Consider the following 16,558-nt stretch of genomic DNA (forward strand, 5'->3'; position numbering starts at 1 on the left):
CTCCCGGCCCGCCCTGGCGAGGCGAGCTTCACCGTCGAAGGCTTCCGGGGCGAGGTCTTCTGCTGGGTGGCGCTGGACGAGGCCGGGCTGGTCGCCGGCTGCTTCCCGCGCGATCCCTCCTGGCTGCTCTGGCCGCTGCTGGAGGCCTCGATGGAGAACAATATTCTTGCGGATTTGCCGCTGATCAGCCGCAGCTTCAATGCCTCGGTCAGTGGTGTGGACCTGTGAAGCCGCGGGGAACCTGAAAAAAGATGCTATGGCCCCGCTTGGCGCGCAGCCTGCTGCGCCGTCCTTTGACCGACGCCCCCGTGCCGCCTTTGCCCGAGACGGTGGCGGCCCTGACCGAGCGGCTGGAGGCCGCATCGCGCAGCCGGCTCGGCCGCAGCCTCGCCATCCGCGCCGTCAATGCCGGCTCCTGCAATGGCTGCGAGCTGGAGCTCGGCGCGCTGCAGGGCGTGGTCTACGACCTGGAGCGCTTCGGGTTGCGCTTCGTCGAAAGCCCGCGCCATGCCGATGTGCTGCTGGCCACCGGCCCCGCGGTGCGCAACATGAGCGAGGCCCTGCTGCGCGCCCATGCCTGCATGCCCGAGCCCGGCTGGGTGGTGGCGGTGGGCGATTGCGCCCTCGACGGTGGCCTGTTCCGGGACGGCTATGCGGTGGCGGGCGGCATCGGCGCGGTGCTGCCGGTCGACCTGGTCATCCCCGGCTGTCCGCCCAGCCCCTCGCTGATCCTGGAAGGCCTTCTGGCGCTGGTCGAGGCCGAGGCCTGAACGAAAAAACGGCCAGAGGCCCGAAGGACCCCTGGCCGTCGACCGCGCCGGGAGGACGCGGCCCCGACGACGCTCTGCCGGGAAACGAGCGCCGTCGAATAGGGCGGCCTCAGCCCGCCGTGCGCGGCGTGCGGTGGCGGCGGACCTGGGTGGCGTGGCGGGTGCGGTGCTGGCCGCGCTTCGCCACATGGCGGCGATGATGCCGCGCGCTGGCCTGATGCTCCGTCCGGGTGGAGGCGGCGGTGCGGGCCTCGGCAGGGCTGCTGAAGCTGGGCAGCGCCAGGGGGGCGGCCAGCACGGCAAGGGCGAACAGAAGACGGAGCGGGCGGAGCATGGTGCGTTTCCTGAAGGGAAGGGGAGAACTCCCCCTTCACGCTGCAGGATCGCAGCCGCCAGCTCACGCCAGGATGGGCCGCTGCTGAATTAACGTTAATTCTTCGATTCGGTCGCTCAGGCGATGATTCGCCAAAAGAAATCCGACCGGAAAAATGCTGCGCCTGCTCAGAGCAGGCAGAGCGCCGTCAGCTCCTGCCGCAGCTTTTCCGGCAGCTCGTCGACGCCCGACATGTCGCCGGTGCCGCTGCCGATATCCGCCGGCGCCGCCTCGGCCGCGAGGTAGCGCCAGCCCTGGAACGGCCGCATGGCGCGGGCGGCGACCGCCACCAGCTCGGGATCCAGGATCAGCGCGGCATGCGGCGTGCCGTCATTGCCGGGCTCGCTGCGGATGTCGAGGATCCGCTGCCGCACGCAGGCATAGCCCGCCACCACCCAGTAGAGCGAGCCGCCGTCCAGGATCTCCTCGGCGCGCTTCGGATGCATGCGCGTCAGGTGGCGCAGCGGCGGGTCGAGCACCAGGCGCCGCGCCTGGCCGGCGCGCAGCGAGGCGACGTCGCGAGGCCCGACGCAGAGCTTGATCATGTGCAGCACGGCCCTCACTTGCCCCTGGCGGCGGCCTCCTGCAAGCCCCGCCCGGCCGGCGCGCGCTGCAGGGCTGCCCGCCGTGCCCCGGGGCTGCCCTGGGGCGGCCAGGGGGCAAAATGGTTGCGCCCGCTTCGGCAAGGGCGTTAATCCACGCCACTTTTCGCCGCGCCCGGGCCGCAGACGGCCCGCCGGCCTCCACCGCGGAAGCGAGGAACAACATCATGGGCTATCGGGTCGCGGTCGTCGGCGCCACCGGCAATGTGGGGCGCGAGATCCTCAAGACGCTGGCCGAGCGCAGCTTCCCCGTGGGCGAAGTGATCGCGCTGGCCTCCGGCCGTTCCGCCGGGCAGCAGGTCTCCTTCGGCGAGAACCAGGTGCTGAAGGTGCAGAACCTGGAGAAGTTCGACTTCGCCGGCACCCATATCGGCCTGTTCTCCCCGGGCGCCTCGGTCTCGGCGGTGCATGCGCCGCGCGCGGCGGCGGCCGGCTGCGTCGTCATCGACAACACCAGCCAGTTCCGCATGGACCACGACGTGCCGCTGGTGGTGCCGGAGGTGAACCCGGGCGCGCTGCGCAACTTCCGCAAGCGCAACATCATCGCCAACCCGAACTGCTCGACCATCCAGATGGTGGTGGCGCTGAAGCCGCTGCACGACCTGGCGCGGATCAAGCGGGTCGTCGTCTCCACCTACCAGTCGGTCTCCGGCGCGGGGAAGGAGGCGATGGACGAGCTCTTCACCCAGACCCGCGGCATCTTCGTCAACGACGCGGCGACGCCCGAGGTCTTCACCAAGCCGATCGCCTTCAACTGCATCCCCCACATCGACAAGTTCATGGAGGACGGCTTCACCAAGGAAGAGTGGAAGATGGCCGTCGAGACCCGCAAGATCCTCGACCCCGACATTCAGGTCGTCGCCACCTGCGTCCGCGTCCCGGCCTTCATCGGCCATGGCGAGGCCATCAACGTCGAGTTCGAGCGGCCGATCACCCCGCAGCAGGCCTGGGAAGCCCTGCGCGAGGCGCCGGGCATCACCGTGCTCGACCAGCGCGAGGACGGTGGCTACGCGACCCAGGTGGACATTGCCGGCGAGGACCCGGTCTTCGTCTCGCGGATGCGCGTGGACCCGACCGTGCAGCACGGCCTGGCCTTCTGGTGCGTCGCCGACAACCTGCGCAAGGGCGCGGCGCTGAACGCCGTCCAGATCGCCGAAGAGCTGGTGCGGCAGAACCTGCTGCTGCGCGAGCCGGCCTGAGCGAAGACAAGCCAAAGGCGAGGGGAATGAATTCCCCTCGACCCCTTCTTTTTTCTGTTCTTTGGCGCCCGCGGACCGGTCGTGCTGCGGCCGCGCCGTTCCGCCTGCTGCCGCCATCTGGGCACGGCAGTCACCGCAAAAGGAAGATGGGGGTCTGGGGGAATTCCTTCCCCCGGCCTTCTCTTCGTTTTCTCTTCTCACGCCCCCGTGATGGCTTGCCTCGACTTGGCCATGGCAGCGCCGCATCTTTGTCCCGCATCCCGGACAGGGTTACCGCGTTGTCATTCGGCAAGGAGGACTGAGAATGCGGAAGACCCTGATTCGCGTGGGCCTCGTGGCGGGCATGGGCCTTGGTCTTGTGGCCTGCACCGATCCGTACAATCCGGGACAGCGCGCCATCGGCGGCGGCCTGCTGGGTGCCGGCGCCGGCGCGGGCGTCGGCGCGCTGACCGGCGGCAATGCCGGCACCGGCGCCTTGATCGGCGGCGCCCTGGGCGCGGTGGGTGGCGCCGCCACGACGCCGCAGCGGCCATACTATCACGGCTATTGATCGGGCGGCGGCCCCTGCCGCCGAGTCGATCAGCATCCGGGCCATCCATCGGGACGACCGATGGATGGCCAGTTTCATGTCTGCGGCGGGCAGGCCTGGGCCTGGCCGTTGGGCATGGTCGCGGCGGGCAGCGACAAAAAAGCCTGCACCCGCACTTAACCGGCGCTTTGCCGGGCTGTGCCATGCAGGGCCAGCGCGTTGACGCTGCACGGCAGCGCACCATAAAAGGTCGTGCACCGCCCCTGTCCGGCCGCTGCCCAGGCCGGGCGCGGGGGCGTCTCAAAATGTGGCGGAGCGGGATCGGTCCATGTCGAGTATGAAAGACGCGCGCGAGGCGACCTTTATCGGGCGCCGCACCGACGGGACGCGCATCCGCCGCCCCTTGTCGCCGCACCTGCAAGTCTACGACATGGTGCAGATCACCTCCGGCCTCTCGGTGCTGAACCGCGCCACCGGCATCGCCTGGACGGTGGGCTCGGCCTTCCTGGTCTGGTGGCTGATGGCTGCGGCCTCGGGCCCGCAGGCGCTGGCCAAGGCGCAGTGGTTCTTCTCCTCCTTCCTGGGCATCCTGGTGCTGGCCGGCATGACCGCGGTGGCCTGGTTCCACACCTTCGCCGGCATCCGCCACCTGATGTGGGATGCGGGCCACGGCTTCGACCTGCCGTCGACCTGGAAGACGGGCAAGGCGGTGATGGTGGCGACCGGCGTCGCCACCGTCCTGACCTGGCTCATCGCCCTGATCTCCTGGTAAGCGGGACGCACCGACCATGAGCGAACAGAATTCCGTCCGCATGCAGTCCCCGCTGGGCCGCGTGCGCGGCCTGGGCTCCGCCAAGGGCGGCACGCATCACTGGTGGATCCAGCGCGTCACCTCGATCGCGCTGCTGCCGCTGACCATCTGGTTCATCCTCTCCATCGCCCTGCACACCGGCTCGAGCCATGCGCAGGTCGTGGCCTGGATCGGCCACCCGCTGAACGCGGTGCTGCTGATCTCCTTCATCCTGATCTCCTTCCAGCATGCCGGCGCCGGCATGCAGGTGGTGCTGGAGGATTACGTGCGCGGCGAGATGCCGCGGATGGCCTCCATCCTGGCGGTGAAGGCGCTGTGCTGGCTGATGGCGCTGCTGGCGGCGCTCTCGGTGCTGCGGGTCGCCCTCTGATGGCCCTGGCCGGCCTGCCCGCCGGCCCTCCGGCGCCGCGTGCCGCGGCGCCGGTCTTCAGAGGCAACCCGGCGCTGCTCCGCGCAGTGCCGGTGCAGACAGACCATCTCGCGCCGCCGCAGGCGGCACCGAATTCGGCGGCGTCTGCCGCTGCCATGAACTGACGGACGGATCGGGACGATGAACGCGATCACCATGCCCTCCTCGGGCGCCTACCGCGTGGTGGACCACACCTACGACGTGGTCGTGGTGGGGGCCGGCGGCGCCGGGCTCCGCGCCACCTTCGGCATGGGTGCGGCCGGCCTGAAGACCGCCTGCATCACCAAGGTCTTCCCCACCCGCAGCCACACCGTCGCCGCCCAGGGCGGCGTCGGCGCGTCGCTCGGCAACATGGGCGAGGACAACTGGCGCTGGCACATGTACGACACCGTCAAGGGGTCGGACTGGCTAGGCGACCAGGACGCCATCGAATACATGTGCCGCGAGGCGGTGCCGGCGATCATCGAGCTGGAGCACTTCGGCGTGCCCTTCTCGCGCACCGAGGACGGCAAGATCTACCAGCGGCCCTTCGGCGGCCACATGCAGAACTACGGCAAGACGCCGGCGATGCGCGCCTGCGCCGCCGCCGACCGCACCGGCCACGCCATCCTGCACACGCTGTACCAGCAGTCGCTGAAGCATAACTGCGAATTCTTCGTCGAATACTTCGCCCTCGACCTGATCATGGACGAGGAAGGCGCCTGCCGCGGCGTCATGGCCTGGAACCTGGAAGACGGGACCATGCACCGGTTCCGCGCCCAGACCGTGGTGCTGGCCACCGGCGGCTATGGCCGCGCCTATTTCTCCTGCACCTCGGCGCATACCTGCACGGGCGACGGCGGCGGCATGGTGTTGCGCGCCGGCCTGCCGCTGCAGGACAACGAGTTCGTGCAGTTCCACCCGACCGGCATCTACGGCTCGGGCTGCCTGGTCACCGAGGGCGCCCGCGGCGAGGGCGGCTACCTGACCAATTCCGAGGGCGAGCGCTTCATGGAGCGCTATGCCCCCACGGCGAAGGACCTCGCCTCGCGCGACGTCGTCTCGCGCGCCATGTCGATGGAGATCCGCGAGGGCCGTGGCGTCGGCCCGCACAAGGATCACATCCACCTGCATCTCGAGCATCTCGGCGCCGACCTGCTGCATGAGCGGCTGCCGGGCATCTCCGAGACGGCGAAGATCTTTGCCGGCGTGGACGTGACCAAGGAGCCGATCCCGATGCTGCCCACCGTCCACTACAACATGGGCGGCATCCCCACGAACATCCATTGCGAGGTGCTGAGCGCCACCGGCACCGACCAGGACCGGGTGGTCCCGGGCCTGATGGCGGTGGGCGAGGCGGCCTCGGTCTCGGTGCATGGCGCCAACCGTCTCGGCACCAACTCGCTGCTCGATCTGGTGGTCTTCGGCCGCGCCGCGGCGCTGCGGGCGGCGGCCACCATCAAGCCGGGCGCGACCCAGGCGCCGCTGCCGGCCCGCGCGGGCGAGAAGGCGCTGGACCGCCTGGACCGCGTCCGCCACGCCAAGGGCAGCACCTCGGTCGCCGATCTGCGGCTGAACATGCAGCGCACCATGCAGACGCATGCCGCGGTGTTCCGCACCTCGGAGCTGCTGAAGGAAGGCTGCGAGAAGATGGCGAAGGTGGCCGACGGCTATGCCGATATCCGCATCGCCGACCGCTCGCTGATCTGGAACAGCGACCTGGCCGAGGCGATGGAGCTGGACAACCTGATCGGCAACGCGCTGACCACCGTGGTCGGCGGCGAGGCCCGGCACGAGAGCCGCGGCGCGCATGCCCATGAGGATTATCCGGAGCGCGATGACGCCAACTGGATGAAGCACACGCTCGCCCGCGTGGACGAGAACTACAAGGTGTCGCTGGATTACCGCGACGTGAAGATGCGGACCCTGACCAACGAGGTCCAGGTCTTCCCGCCCAAGCCGCGCGTGTACTGAGGAAGGAGCGGGACCATGGCCACTTTCACCCTGCCCAAGAACTCGACCATCGGCACCGGTCAGACCTACCGGGCCGAGGCGGGCGCCAAGAACGTCAAGTCGTTCAAGATCTACCGCTTCGACCCCGACACGGGGGAGAACCCGCGCTACGACACCTATGAGCTCGATCTCGACAAGTGCGGGCCGATGGTCCTGGACGCGCTGATCAAGATCAAGAACGAGGTGGACACGACGCTGACCTTCCGGCGCTCGTGCCGCGAGGGCATCTGCGGCTCCTGCGCGATGAACATCGACGGGATGAACACGCTGGCCTGCCTCAAGCCGATCGAGGAGGTCGCGAAGAAGGACGTGCGCATCACCCCGCTGCCGCATATGCCGGTGGTGAAAGACCTGGTGCCCGACCTGTCGCACATCTACGCCCAGCTGCGCTCGGTGGAGCCCTGGCTGCAGTCCGACACGGCGCCGCCGCCGGACGAGGAGCGCCGCCAGTCCAAGGAGGAGCGCGCCAAGCTCGACGGGCTGTGGGAGTGCATCCTGTGCTTCTGCTGCTCGACGGCCTGCCCGAGCTACTGGTGGAACGGCGACCGCTATCTCGGTCCGGCCGTGCTGCTGCAGGCCTATCGCTGGATCGCCGATTCGCGCGACGAGGCCACCGGCAAGCGGCTGGACAATCTCGAGGATCCGTTCCGGCTGTATCGCTGCCACACCATCATGAACTGCGCCGCGACCTGCCCGAAGGGCCTGAACCCGGCGGCGGCGATCGGCAAGATCAAGCAGATGATGGTCGAGCGTCAGGGCTGATCCCGACGTGGGGGTCCGGGGGCATTCAATGCCCCCGGCGGGGGTCAGGGGGCAGCGCCCCCTGGCCTTTTTTCGTTTCTAGCTGGCGGTAACCGCCGACCCGGCCCCGGTCTCGGGATCGTCCTGAAGGATCGAGGTCGCCGCCGTGTGGTTCATGATGGTGGAGACCTTGCCGCCCTCGACATCGGCGACGGCGCTGAGCGGCAGGTATTTGTGCTGCCCGTCCGGCGACGAATCCCGGGTCAGCTTGATGAAGTCTCCCGCCAGGTGGTCGACGCGGCCGATGCGGTGGCCGCAGGAGCCGACGACCTCGGCATGTTCCTGGATGAGGCTCTTGTCGATCATCGCGGCGGTGTTCCTGTCTTTGGTTGCGCAGGGATAACGCTGGCGCCGGGGCAGGGATGCGACTGGGGCCGGTTCCTCGCAACCAGACCGGCTGGCCGCACGAAACCATCATTCTTTCCGTGGGTTGTGGTTTGCGGTGAAGGCGCGGTTGCCGCATCGGCCGTGACAGGCTATGCCGCAACGCGATGGATGGCCCCATGAAGCCGGGGGAGGTGGCAAGCCTCCCGTCCTACGCCGAAGGACCACTCCCCGCCTACCGTGCGAAGGTGGCGGCGGGTGAATTGCGTTCCGATCCCGCCCAGGCGCTGGCCGCCGAGACGCTGCAGGATCTCTGGCGCCGCACGCGCGGCTACGAGCCGAAGCACGAGCCGCCCACCAAGGAGGGCGGCGGCTTCATGTCCCGCTTCCTGCGCCGCAAGCCGGTCGAGGAGGCCCCGGGCAACGCGCCCCAGGGCCTGTACCTGGTCGGCGAGGTCGGTCGCGGCAAGTCCATGCTGATGGACCTGTTCTTCGCCTGCGCCGAGGTGCCGCGGAAGCGCCGGATCCACTTCCATTCCTTCATGCAGCAGTCGCACCAGCGCATCCATGCCTGGAAGAAGCAGCATGGCGACACCCAGGACCCGATCCCGCCGCTGGCCGACCAGATCACCGCCGAGGCCTCGCTGCTGTGCTTCGACGAGTTCCAGGTGCATGACATCGCCGATGCGATGATCCTGGGCCGGCTGTTCGAGGCGCTGTTCGCCCGCGGCACGGTGATCGTGGCGACCTCCAACACGGCGCCCGACGACCTGTTCAAGGGCAAGCCGGGGCGCGACGCCTTCCTGCCTTTCATCGCCCTGATCAACAAGCATGTCTCGGTGCTGCATCTGAAGTCGCAGCAGGACTACCGCCGCGACCGGATCCAGGGGCTGCCGACCTGGCACTCGCCGGCCGATGGCCGCGCCGAGCGGGCGCTGGACGCCGCCTTCAAGGAGCTCACCGGCCGCCCGCATGGCGCGCCGGAGGAGATCGCGGTGCTCGGCCGCCGGGTGCGGGTGCCGCAGGCCGTGGGCGGCGTCGCCCGGGCCGATTTCGAGGATCTCTGCGGCCTGCCGCTGGGACCGGCCGACTACCTGGCGCTGTCGACCCACTTCCACACCCTGGTGCTCGACGGCGTGCCACGGCTGGGGCCGGACAATTTCGACCGGGCCCGGCGCTTCATCACCCTGATCGACACCCTCTACGAGCATCGCTGCAAGCTGGTCGCCTCGGCCGCCGCGGTGCCGGACCAGCTCTACGAGCAGGGCGAGAACGCGGCGATGTTCCAACGCACCGCCTCCCGCCTGATGGAAATGCAAAGCCACGACTATCTGGGCCTGCCGCACCTCACCTGAGGCGGCAGCGTGTCATAAGGAAGCTCGCATGCGATTGATCCCGCTCTGCCTCTTGGGCCTGCTGACCCTGGCGCTGGTGCCTGCCGCGCTGGTGCCGACGGCCGAAGCCGCCGGGGCGCGGACCGAGCGCAATGCCGGCAAGGCGGGCAAGGCCAGCGGCAGCGCCGCGCGCGCCGCCGCCCCCGCGAGGCAGCAGGCCAGCATCGCCCGGGGCAACACCCGCGCCGCCGCGGCCCCGGCCCGCGCCAGCCGCCCGACGGTCAGCCGCGCCTCGGCCAAGCCGGCGGCGCCGGCGCGCCGCGGCGCCAATGTCCAGCGCACCGCCAGCCGCCAGCCGGCCGTCCGCGGCAACCAGCGCCAGGCGCTGCGGCAAGTCGCCGGCCCGCGGCTGACCTCCTGGCAGGCCGGGCTGCCGACCGCCGCCGGCGAGCAGCGCGAATGCCCGGTCGGCACCATGTCGACCCTGGCGCGCGGCCATGACGACGTGGTCCGCTGCCTGCCGCTCTGAGCGGCCTTCGCCTCGTTCCCCGGGCAGGCTGCCCCCGGACGTCCTGTTTCGGCCCTGCGCGGCCGTGATCAGCCACCCGGCCGCGGCATAGCGGCCGGCAAACCGCCCCGGACCCGCGAAACGGGCCGGGGCATGGGAGGTATCTGGGCGGTCTCCTCCGGCCCCGGGCGCCAGCCTGGGGCAGGGGGCGGCCGCTTCGCGGCGATTGCCTGAGCCTGGCTGTCTGAATCCGACACGGCCCTGCCTTGTCGGGCGGGGAGCACAGGAGTAGGTAGCCGTCGCAAGTTTCCAGACACCGCCTTCGCTTGAACGCTCGGGAAGGATGATCCTCATGGCCCGCAAGAAGATTGCGCTGGTTGGCGCCGGCAACATCGGTGGCACCCTCGCCCACCTGATCGGCCTCAAGGAACTGGGCGACGTCGTCCTGTTCGACGTCTTCGCCGGCGTCGCCGCCGGCAAGGCCCTCGACATCATGCAGTCGGGCCCGGTCGACGGCTTCGACAGCAAGATGGTCGGCGCGGCCGACTATGCCGCGATCGAGGGCGCCGACGTGGTGATCGTCACCGCCGGCTTCCCCCGCCTGCCGGGCATGACCCGCGACGACCTGCTGACCAAGAATGCCGAGGTCATTACCAAGGTGGCCGAGGGCATCAAGACCTATGCCCCCAACGCCTTCGTCATCTGCATCACCAACCCGCTGGACGTGATGGTGTGGGTGCTGCAGCAGAAGTCGGGCCTGCCCGCCGAGAAGGTCGTCGGCATGGCCGGCGTGCTGGACAGCGCGCGCTTCCGCATGTTCCTGGCGGAAGAGTTCGGCGTCTCGGTCGAGGACGTGACCGCCTTCGTGCTGGGTGGCCATGGCGACACCATGGTGCCGCTGACCCGCTACTCGACCGTCGCCGGCATCCCGGTGCCCGACCTGGTCAAGATGGGCTGGTCGACGCAGGAGAAGATCGACGCCATCGTGACGCGCACCGCCAATGGCGGCGGCGAGATCGTCAAGCTGCTCGAGAAGGGCTCGGCCTTCTACGCCCCGGCCGCCTCGGCGATCGCCATGGCCGAGAGCTACCTGAAGGACAAGAAGCGCGTGCTGCCCTGCGCCGTGCTGCTGAACGGCGAGTATGGCATGAACGACTTCTATGTCGGCGTGCCGGTGGTGATCGGTGACAAGGGCGTCGAGAAGATCGTCGAGGTCCAGTTCACCCCGGAGGAAAAGGCCAATTTCGACAAGTCCTGCGATGCGGTGAAGAAGCTGATCGCGGACTTCAAGAAGCTCGGCGTCTAATTCGCCCTCGGGAGGGGGCCGCAGGGCCCGCTCCCGGGACAGGAATGTCGGGCCGGGGCAGCTCCCGGCCTTGTGGCCCATGCAGAGGGTGAACGGATGAACATCCACGAATACCAGGGCAAGGAGCTGCTGAAGCGCTACGGCGTCGCAGTGCTCGAGGGCCATGTCGCCTGGACCGCCGCCGAGGCGGAGGAAGCGGCGAAGAAGCTGCCCGGCCCCGTCTATGTGGTGAAGAGCCAGATCCATGCCGGTGGGCGTGGCGCCGGCCGCTTCAAGGAAGACCCGAACGGCAAGGGCGGCGTCCGCGTCGTCAAGTCGGTCGCCGACGTCAAGGCGGCTGCCGAGGCGATGATCGGCAAGACGCTGGTGACCAAGCAGACCGGCGAGGCCGGCAAGCAGGTCAGCCGCGTCTATATCGAGGACGGCTGCGACATTAAGCGCGAGCTGTATCTCTCGCTGCTGGTCGACCGCGACACTTCTCGTATTGTCATCATGGCCTCGACCGAAGGCGGGATGGAAATCGAGGAAGTTGCGGAAAACCATCCGGAGAAGATCCTGAAGGCGGTCGTCGACCCGGCCTCGGGCGTCTCCGGCTTCCATTGCCGCAAGCTGGCCTTCGGGTTGGGCCTGGAAGGCAAGCAGGTCGCCTCCTTCACCAAGTTCGTGACGGCGATGTACACCGCCTTCGTCGAGCTGGACTGCGCCATCGTCGAGATCAACCCGCTGGTCGTGACCGGCGCCGGCGAGATCGTGGCGCTGGACGCCAAGGTGTCCTTCGACGACAACGCGCTGTTCCGCCACAAGGACCTCGAGGCGCTCCGCGACGACACGGAGATGGACCCGAAGGAGCTCGAGGCGGTCAAGCACGACCTGAACTATGTGGCGCTCGACGGCGAGATCGGCTGCATGGTGAACGGCGCGGGCCTGGCGATGTCCACCATGGACATCATCAAGCTCTACGGCTCGAGCCCTGCGAACTTCCTCGACGTCGGCGGCACCGCGACGGCCGAGCGCGTCACCGAGGCGTTCCGGATCATCACCTCCGACAGCAACGTCAAGGCGATCCTGGTCAACATCTTCGGCGGCATCGCCAAGTGCGACATGATCGCCAACGGCATCGTCGTGGCGGCCAAGAACCTCACCCTCTCGGTGCCGCTGGTCGTGCGCCTCGAGGGCACCAACGTCGACCTGGGCAAGAAGATCCTGGCCGAATCCGGCCTGGCGATCATCCCGGCCGACAATCTGGCCGACGCCGCCGAGAAGGTGGTCCGCGCCGTGAAGGGAGCCAAGTAAGATGGCCATTCTCGTCGACGCGAACACCAAGGTGATGACCCAGGGCTTCACCGGCTCCCAGGGCACCTTCCACGCCGAGCAGGGCATCGCCTATGGCTCGAAGTATGTGGGCGGCGTGACCCCGGGCAAGGGTGGCCAGATGCATCTCGGCCTGCCGGTGTTCAACACCGTCGCCGAATGCGTCGCCGCCACCGGCGCCAATGCCTCGGTCATCTACGTGCCGCCGCCGTTTGCCGCCGATAGCATCCTGGAGGCGATCGACGCCGAGGTCCCGCTGATCATCTGCATCACCGAGGGCATCCCGGTGATCGACATGATCAAGGTGAAGCGGGCGCTGTCCGGCTCCAAGTCGCGGCTGATCGGCCCGAACTGCCCGGGCGTCATCACCCCCGACGCCTGCAAGATCGGCATCATGCCGGGCCATATCCACAAGCGCGGCTCGGTCGGCATCGTCTCCCGCTCGGGCACGCTGACCTACGAGGCGGTGGCCCAGACCACGGCGGCCGGCCTCGGCCAGTCGACCTGCGTCGGCATCGGCGGCGACCCGGTCAAGGGCACCGACTTCACCGAGGTCCTGGAGATGTTCCTGGCCGACCCCGAGACCCAGTCGATCATCATGATCGGCGAGATCGGCGGCCAATCGGAGATCCAGGCCGCCGAGTTCCTCGGCCGCGAGAACAAGCCGGGCTCGAAGAACTACAAGCCCGTCGTCGGCTTCATCGCCGGCGCGACCGCCCCTCCGGGCCGCCGCATGGGCCATGCCGGCGCCGTCATCTCCGGCGGCAAGGACACCGCCGAGGCGAAGATGGCTGCCATGCGCGAGGCCGGCATCCATGTCGCCGAGAGCCCGGCGGCGCTCGGCTCGACCATGGTCAAGGCGCTGCGCGGCTGATGCCGGGCCCGCGCGGGCAAGTTGACGGCCAACGACGCGGGTCTGCCATGCAGGCCCGCGGCGGAAGCCTGCAACTTGCCGCGTTTTACCGCTATGTTATCCAGCGCCGTCCCTATATCCGGGGCGGCGTTGGCGTTTTCTGACGTCCTGCTGTGAGCTGACCGCCGCGACCCAGGAAGGTGCGGGCGAGGAGGAGAAGATGGCCGGTATCGACATCCTGGCAAGCGTGATGACGGGGGCGAATGCCACCTTCCTCGCCGACCTGTATGCCCGCTGGGTGGAGCGGCCCGACAGCGTGGACGCCTCCTTCCAGGAGCTCTTCGCGGCGCTGAACGACGACGCCCGCGCGGTGCTGCACGACGCGGCCGGCGCCTCCTGGGCGCCGCGGCCGAAGGGCGGCTTCGCCCCGGAGCCGGAAGCGCCCAAGGCCGACCCGAAGAAGGGCGGCAAGCCCGGCGCCCCTGCGGCCGCCGCCGCCCCCGGGGTGGACCCCGCCGCCGCGCGGCAGCAGGCGCAGGACGCGATCCGCGCGCTGATGCTGATCCGCGCCTATCGCGTGCGCGGCCATCTGGAGGCGCAGCTCGACCCGCTGCACCTGCAGACCCCGAAGCCGCATCCGGAGCTGGACCCGAAGACCTACGGCTTCGCCGAGGCCGACATGGACCGGCCGATCTTCATCGACAAGGTGCTCGGCCGCGAGACGGCGACGCTGCGCGAGATCGTCGGCATCCTGCGGGCCACCTATTGCGGCCCGATCGGCGTCGAGTTCATGCATATCCAGGACCCCGAGCAGAAGTCCTGGATCCAGCAGAAGGTCGAGGGCGCGCCCTGGACCACCGCCTTCGACGCGGCGGCCAAGAAGCAGATCCTGCAGCAGCTGACCGAGGCCGAGGGCTTCGAGACCTTCTGCGCCCGCAAGTATGTCGGCACCAAGCGCTTCGGCCTGGAGGGTGGCGAGGTCACCATCCCGGCGGTGCAGACGGTGATCGAGGCGGCCGCCGCCGAGGGCGTCGGCGAGATCGTCATCGGCATGGCGCATCGCGGCCGGCTGAACACGCTGGTCAACGTGGTGAAGAAGCCCTTCACCAAGGTCTTCGCCGAGTTCAAGGGCATCTCGGCCAATCCGGACGACGTGCAGGGCTCGGGCGACGTCAAGTACCACCTGGGCACCTCGACCGATCTGGAGATCGGCGGCCGCCAGGTGCATCTGTCGCTGCAGCCCAACCCCTCCCATCTCGAGGTCGTCGACCCGGTCGTGGTCGGCAAGGTGCGGGCGCGCCAGGACATGGCGGGCGACGTCAAGGGCCGCCGCAGCGTCATGGCCATCCTGCTGCATGGCGACGCGGCCTTCGCCGGCCAGGGCGTGGTCTATGAGACGCTGGCGATGAGCCAGCTGATCGGCTACCGCACCGGCGGCACCGTCCATGTCATCACCAACAACCAGATCGGCTTCACCACCGTCCCCGTGCACGCCTATTCCGGCCTGTACTGCACGGATGTCGCCAAGTCGGTGCAGGCGCCGATCCTGCACGTCAACGGCGACGACCCGGAGGCGGTGGTCTTCGCCGCCCGCATGGCCGCCGAGTACCGCATGAAGTTCGGCGCCGACGTGGTGCTGGACATCGTCTGCTACCGCCGCCACGGCCATAACGAGACCGACGAGCCGGCCTTCACCCAGCCGATCATGTATGGCCGGATCAAGGAGCTGAAGACCACCCGCACCCTCTATGCGGAGCGTCTGGCGGCCTCCGGTGCGCTTCCGGCCGAGGACGGAAAGGCGATGCTGGACGCCTTCTACGCCCAGCTCGAGGAGGCCTATCAGGCCGCGCAGACCTTCAAGCCGAACAAGGCCGACTGGCTCGAGGGCCATTGGGCCGGGCTGAAGGCCGCCGGCTCGGATGACGAGGAGAAGGAGGACGGCACCGCCGTCGACCTCGAGACGCTGCGCGAGGTGGGCGCCGCCCTGTCCCGCGTGCCCGAGGGCTTCGCCGCCAATTCCAAGATCACCCGCCAGCTCGAGGCCAAGAAGAACGCCATCGAGAGCGGCGAGGGCATCGACTGGGCGACCGGCGAGGCGCTGGCCTTCGGCAGCCTGCTGCTGGAAGGCCACCGCATCCGCCTCTCGGGCGAGGACGTGCAGCGCGGCACCTTCAGCCACCGCCACTGCGTCCTGATCGACCAGAACAACCAGGCGGAATACATGCCGCTGAACAACATCCGCGAAGGCCAGAAGCGGATGGAAGCCTTCAACTCGCTGCTCAGCGAGATGGGCGTGCTCGGCTTTGACTACGGCTATACGCTCGCCGACCCGAACACCCTGACGCTGTGGGAAGGCCAGTTCGGCGACTTCGCCAATGGCGCGCAGGTGGTCATCGACCAGTTCATCGCCTCGGCCGAGACCAAGTGGCTGCGCATGTCGGGCCTGGTGATGCTGCTGCCGCATGGCTACGAGGGCCAGGGTCCGGAGCATTCCTCCGCCCGCCTCGAGCGCTACCTGCAGCTCTGCGCCGAGCGCAACATGGCGGTCTGCAACTTCACGACGCCGGCGAACTACTATCACGCGCTGCGCCGCCAGCTGAAGCGCAACTACCGCAAGCCGCTGATCGTCATGACGCCGAAGTCGCTGCTGCGGCACAAGCTGGCGATCAGCAGCCTGGCGGACTTCGCCACCGGCAGCAGCTTCCAGACCGTGATCCCGGAGGCGGATGCCATCGGCCCGGCCGAGAAGGTGAAGCGCGTCGTGCTCTGCAGCGGCAAGGTCTATTACGACCTGCTGCAGGAGCGCCGCGACAAGAAGATCGACGACGTGGCGGTTGTCCGCCTCGAGCAGATCTATCCCTTCCCGCGCCTGTCGCTGGCCCGCGTCCTGGCCGAGTACAAGAACGCCGAGATCGTCTGGTGCCAGGAGGAGCCCGAGAACATGGGCGCCTGGACCTTCGTCGACCGGCGCATTGAGAAGGTGCTGAAGGAGCTGGGCCACAAGGCGCAGCGTCCCACCTATGTCGGGCGCGAGGAGGCGGCGAGCCCCGCCACCGGCTCGGCCAAGGTGCATCAGCAGCAGCAGGAAGCGCTGGTCCGCAGCGCCCTCGGCCTGGCCTGATCGACCTTTCCCTGCGCGAGGCGCCGCGACAGCGGCGCCTCGCGCATCCGTTTTTACGAAGCTGACCTTTAGCACCGGCAAAGAGGCGACGGCAGAATGACCGATATTGTGGTGCCCCCCCTGGGCGAGAGCGTCTCCACCGCGACCATCGCGAAGTGGATGAAGAAGGCCGGTGAGGCCGTGGCTGCCGACGAGCCGCTGGTGGAGCTGGAGACCGACAAGGTCACGGTGGAGGTCAATGCCCCCGCCGCCGGCGTGCTGGAATCGATCGTCGCCGAGGAAGGCGCCGAGGTCGAGCCGGGCGCGGTGCTCGGC

The 16,558-nt window shown here is 68.8% G+C and carries 17 protein-coding genes and 1 pseudogene; 15 read left to right on the forward strand and 3 right to left on the reverse strand.

What is annotated here, in order from left to right; all coding sequences use genetic code 11:
* Positions 1-228, forward strand: a pseudogene (locus BKE38_RS14570) (hydrogenase expression protein HypE); the annotation flags it as partial.
* Between the two features lie 23 nt (positions 229-251).
* Positions 252-770, forward strand: coding sequence for an NADH-quinone oxidoreductase subunit B family protein (locus BKE38_RS14575; RefSeq protein WP_076958027.1), 519 nt, complete (start codon positions 252-254; stop codon positions 768-770).
* Positions 771-879: 109 nt separating this feature from the next.
* On the opposite strand, the gene BKE38_RS14580 is transcribed toward BKE38_RS14575, so the two are convergent.
* Both BKE38_RS14580 and BKE38_RS14585 read right to left on the reverse strand, forming a co-directional pair.
* On the reverse strand, positions 880-1,104 hold the full coding sequence (locus BKE38_RS14580) for a hypothetical protein (protein ID WP_076958028.1): 225 nt from the start codon (positions 1,102-1,104) through the stop codon (positions 880-882).
* Between the two features lie 167 nt (positions 1,105-1,271).
* A complete protein-coding gene (locus tag BKE38_RS14585) occupies positions 1,272-1,697 on the reverse strand; it encodes a DUF1489 family protein (protein WP_207553572.1) in 426 nt (141 codons plus the stop codon).
* Between the two features lie 215 nt (positions 1,698-1,912).
* Here BKE38_RS14585 and BKE38_RS14590 point away from each other — a divergent pair, with 215 nt between their 5' ends.
* The 6 genes from BKE38_RS14590 to BKE38_RS14615 all read left to right on the forward strand — a co-directional run bounded on the left by BKE38_RS14590 (position 1,913) and on the right by BKE38_RS14615 (position 7,447).
* Complete coding sequence (locus tag BKE38_RS14590; protein ID WP_076958029.1) at positions 1,913-2,944, forward strand: aspartate-semialdehyde dehydrogenase; 1,032 nt, start codon at positions 1,913-1,915, stop codon at positions 2,942-2,944.
* Positions 2,945-3,248: 304 nt separating this feature from the next.
* On the forward strand, positions 3,249-3,494 hold the full coding sequence (locus BKE38_RS14595; RefSeq protein WP_076958030.1) for a hypothetical protein: 246 nt from the start codon (positions 3,249-3,251) through the stop codon (positions 3,492-3,494).
* 307 nt (positions 3,495-3,801) lie between these two features.
* Positions 3,802-4,245 carry a succinate dehydrogenase, cytochrome b556 subunit gene (gene sdhC, locus BKE38_RS14600; RefSeq protein WP_076958031.1) on the forward strand — a complete coding sequence of 148 codons (444 nt, stop codon included), beginning with the start codon at positions 3,802-3,804 and terminating at the stop codon, positions 4,243-4,245.
* A 40-nt stretch (positions 4,246-4,285) separates the two neighbouring features.
* Positions 4,286-4,654 (forward strand): succinate dehydrogenase, hydrophobic membrane anchor protein, encoded by a 369-nt coding sequence (gene sdhD / locus BKE38_RS14605; protein ID WP_367595875.1) that lies wholly within the window; start codon positions 4,286-4,288, stop codon positions 4,652-4,654.
* 180 nt (positions 4,655-4,834) lie between these two features.
* Positions 4,835-6,646 carry a succinate dehydrogenase flavoprotein subunit gene (gene sdhA, locus BKE38_RS14610; RefSeq protein ID WP_076958033.1) on the forward strand — a complete coding sequence of 604 codons (1,812 nt, stop codon included), beginning with the start codon at positions 4,835-4,837 and terminating at the stop codon, positions 6,644-6,646.
* Positions 6,647-6,661: 15 nt separating this feature from the next.
* On the forward strand, positions 6,662-7,447 hold the full coding sequence (locus BKE38_RS14615; protein WP_076958034.1) for a succinate dehydrogenase iron-sulfur subunit: 786 nt from the start codon (positions 6,662-6,664) through the stop codon (positions 7,445-7,447).
* A gap of 78 nt (positions 7,448-7,525) precedes the next feature.
* Here the strand turns inward: BKE38_RS14615 and BKE38_RS14620 are convergent, their stop codons facing one another.
* On the reverse strand, positions 7,526-7,792 hold the full coding sequence (locus tag BKE38_RS14620) for a DUF2171 domain-containing protein (protein WP_076958035.1): 267 nt from the start codon (positions 7,790-7,792) through the stop codon (positions 7,526-7,528).
* A 185-nt stretch (positions 7,793-7,977) separates the two neighbouring features.
* Between BKE38_RS14620 and zapE the strand changes: the two genes are divergently transcribed.
* The 7 genes from zapE to BKE38_RS14655 form a co-directional block, all read left to right on the forward strand.
* Complete coding sequence (zapE, locus tag BKE38_RS14625) at positions 7,978-9,165, forward strand: cell division protein ZapE (protein ID WP_076958036.1); 1,188 nt, start codon at positions 7,978-7,980, stop codon at positions 9,163-9,165.
* A gap of 28 nt (positions 9,166-9,193) precedes the next feature.
* Positions 9,194-9,673, forward strand: coding sequence for a hypothetical protein (locus BKE38_RS14630; protein WP_131829599.1), 480 nt, complete (start codon positions 9,194-9,196; stop codon positions 9,671-9,673).
* Positions 9,674-10,004: 331 nt separating this feature from the next.
* Complete coding sequence (mdh, locus tag BKE38_RS14635) at positions 10,005-10,958, forward strand: malate dehydrogenase (protein ID WP_076958038.1); 954 nt, start codon at positions 10,005-10,007, stop codon at positions 10,956-10,958.
* 96 nt (positions 10,959-11,054) lie between these two features.
* Entirely contained in the window at positions 11,055-12,251 is a 1,197-nt protein-coding gene (gene sucC, locus BKE38_RS14640; protein ID WP_076958039.1) for an ADP-forming succinate--CoA ligase subunit beta, read from the forward strand.
* Position 12,252: 1 nt separating this feature from the next.
* The gene (gene sucD, locus BKE38_RS14645) at positions 12,253-13,143 is read left to right on the forward strand and encodes a succinate--CoA ligase subunit alpha (RefSeq protein ID WP_076958040.1); all 891 of its coding nucleotides are present in this window, start codon (positions 12,253-12,255) and stop codon (positions 13,141-13,143) included.
* Between the two features lie 199 nt (positions 13,144-13,342).
* Positions 13,343-16,243, forward strand: coding sequence for a 2-oxoglutarate dehydrogenase E1 component (locus BKE38_RS14650; RefSeq protein WP_076958041.1), 2,901 nt, complete (start codon positions 13,343-13,345; stop codon positions 16,241-16,243).
* Between the two features lie 96 nt (positions 16,244-16,339).
* The coding region (locus BKE38_RS14655; protein ID WP_302466770.1) for a biotin/lipoyl-containing protein at positions 16,340-16,558 on the forward strand (219 nt) is incomplete at its 3' end.

The organism is Teichococcus deserti (assembly GCF_001982615.1).
GTDB lineage: Bacteria > Pseudomonadota > Alphaproteobacteria > Acetobacterales > Acetobacteraceae > Pseudoroseomonas > Pseudoroseomonas deserti.

Coding starts and splice junctions, on each gene's coding strand:
- BKE38_RS14575 (WP_076958027.1), top strand. CDS start 252: ATGCTATGGCCCCGCTTGGCGCGCAGCCTGCTGCGCCGTCCTTTGACC.
- BKE38_RS14580 (WP_076958028.1), bottom strand. CDS start 1,104: ATGCTCCGCCCGCTCCGTCTTCTGTTCGCCCTTGCCGTGCTGGCCGCC.
- BKE38_RS14590 (WP_076958029.1), top strand. CDS start 1,913: ATGGGCTATCGGGTCGCGGTCGTCGGCGCCACCGGCAATGTGGGGCGC.
- BKE38_RS14595 (WP_076958030.1), top strand. CDS start 3,249: ATGCGGAAGACCCTGATTCGCGTGGGCCTCGTGGCGGGCATGGGCCTT.
- sdhC (WP_076958031.1), top strand. CDS start 3,802: ATGTCGAGTATGAAAGACGCGCGCGAGGCGACCTTTATCGGGCGCCGC.
- sdhD (WP_367595875.1), top strand. CDS start 4,286: ATGCAGTCCCCGCTGGGCCGCGTGCGCGGCCTGGGCTCCGCCAAGGGC.
- sdhA (WP_076958033.1), top strand. CDS start 4,835: ATGAACGCGATCACCATGCCCTCCTCGGGCGCCTACCGCGTGGTGGAC.
- BKE38_RS14615 (WP_076958034.1), top strand. CDS start 6,662: ATGGCCACTTTCACCCTGCCCAAGAACTCGACCATCGGCACCGGTCAG.
- BKE38_RS14620 (WP_076958035.1), bottom strand. CDS start 7,792: ATGATCGACAAGAGCCTCATCCAGGAACATGCCGAGGTCGTCGGCTCC.
- zapE (WP_076958036.1), top strand. CDS start 7,978: ATGGATGGCCCCATGAAGCCGGGGGAGGTGGCAAGCCTCCCGTCCTAC.
- BKE38_RS14630 (WP_131829599.1), top strand. CDS start 9,194: ATGCGATTGATCCCGCTCTGCCTCTTGGGCCTGCTGACCCTGGCGCTG.
- mdh (WP_076958038.1), top strand. CDS start 10,005: ATGGCCCGCAAGAAGATTGCGCTGGTTGGCGCCGGCAACATCGGTGGC.
- sucC (WP_076958039.1), top strand. CDS start 11,055: ATGAACATCCACGAATACCAGGGCAAGGAGCTGCTGAAGCGCTACGGC.
- sucD (WP_076958040.1), top strand. CDS start 12,253: ATGGCCATTCTCGTCGACGCGAACACCAAGGTGATGACCCAGGGCTTC.
- BKE38_RS14650 (WP_076958041.1), top strand. CDS start 13,343: ATGGCCGGTATCGACATCCTGGCAAGCGTGATGACGGGGGCGAATGCC.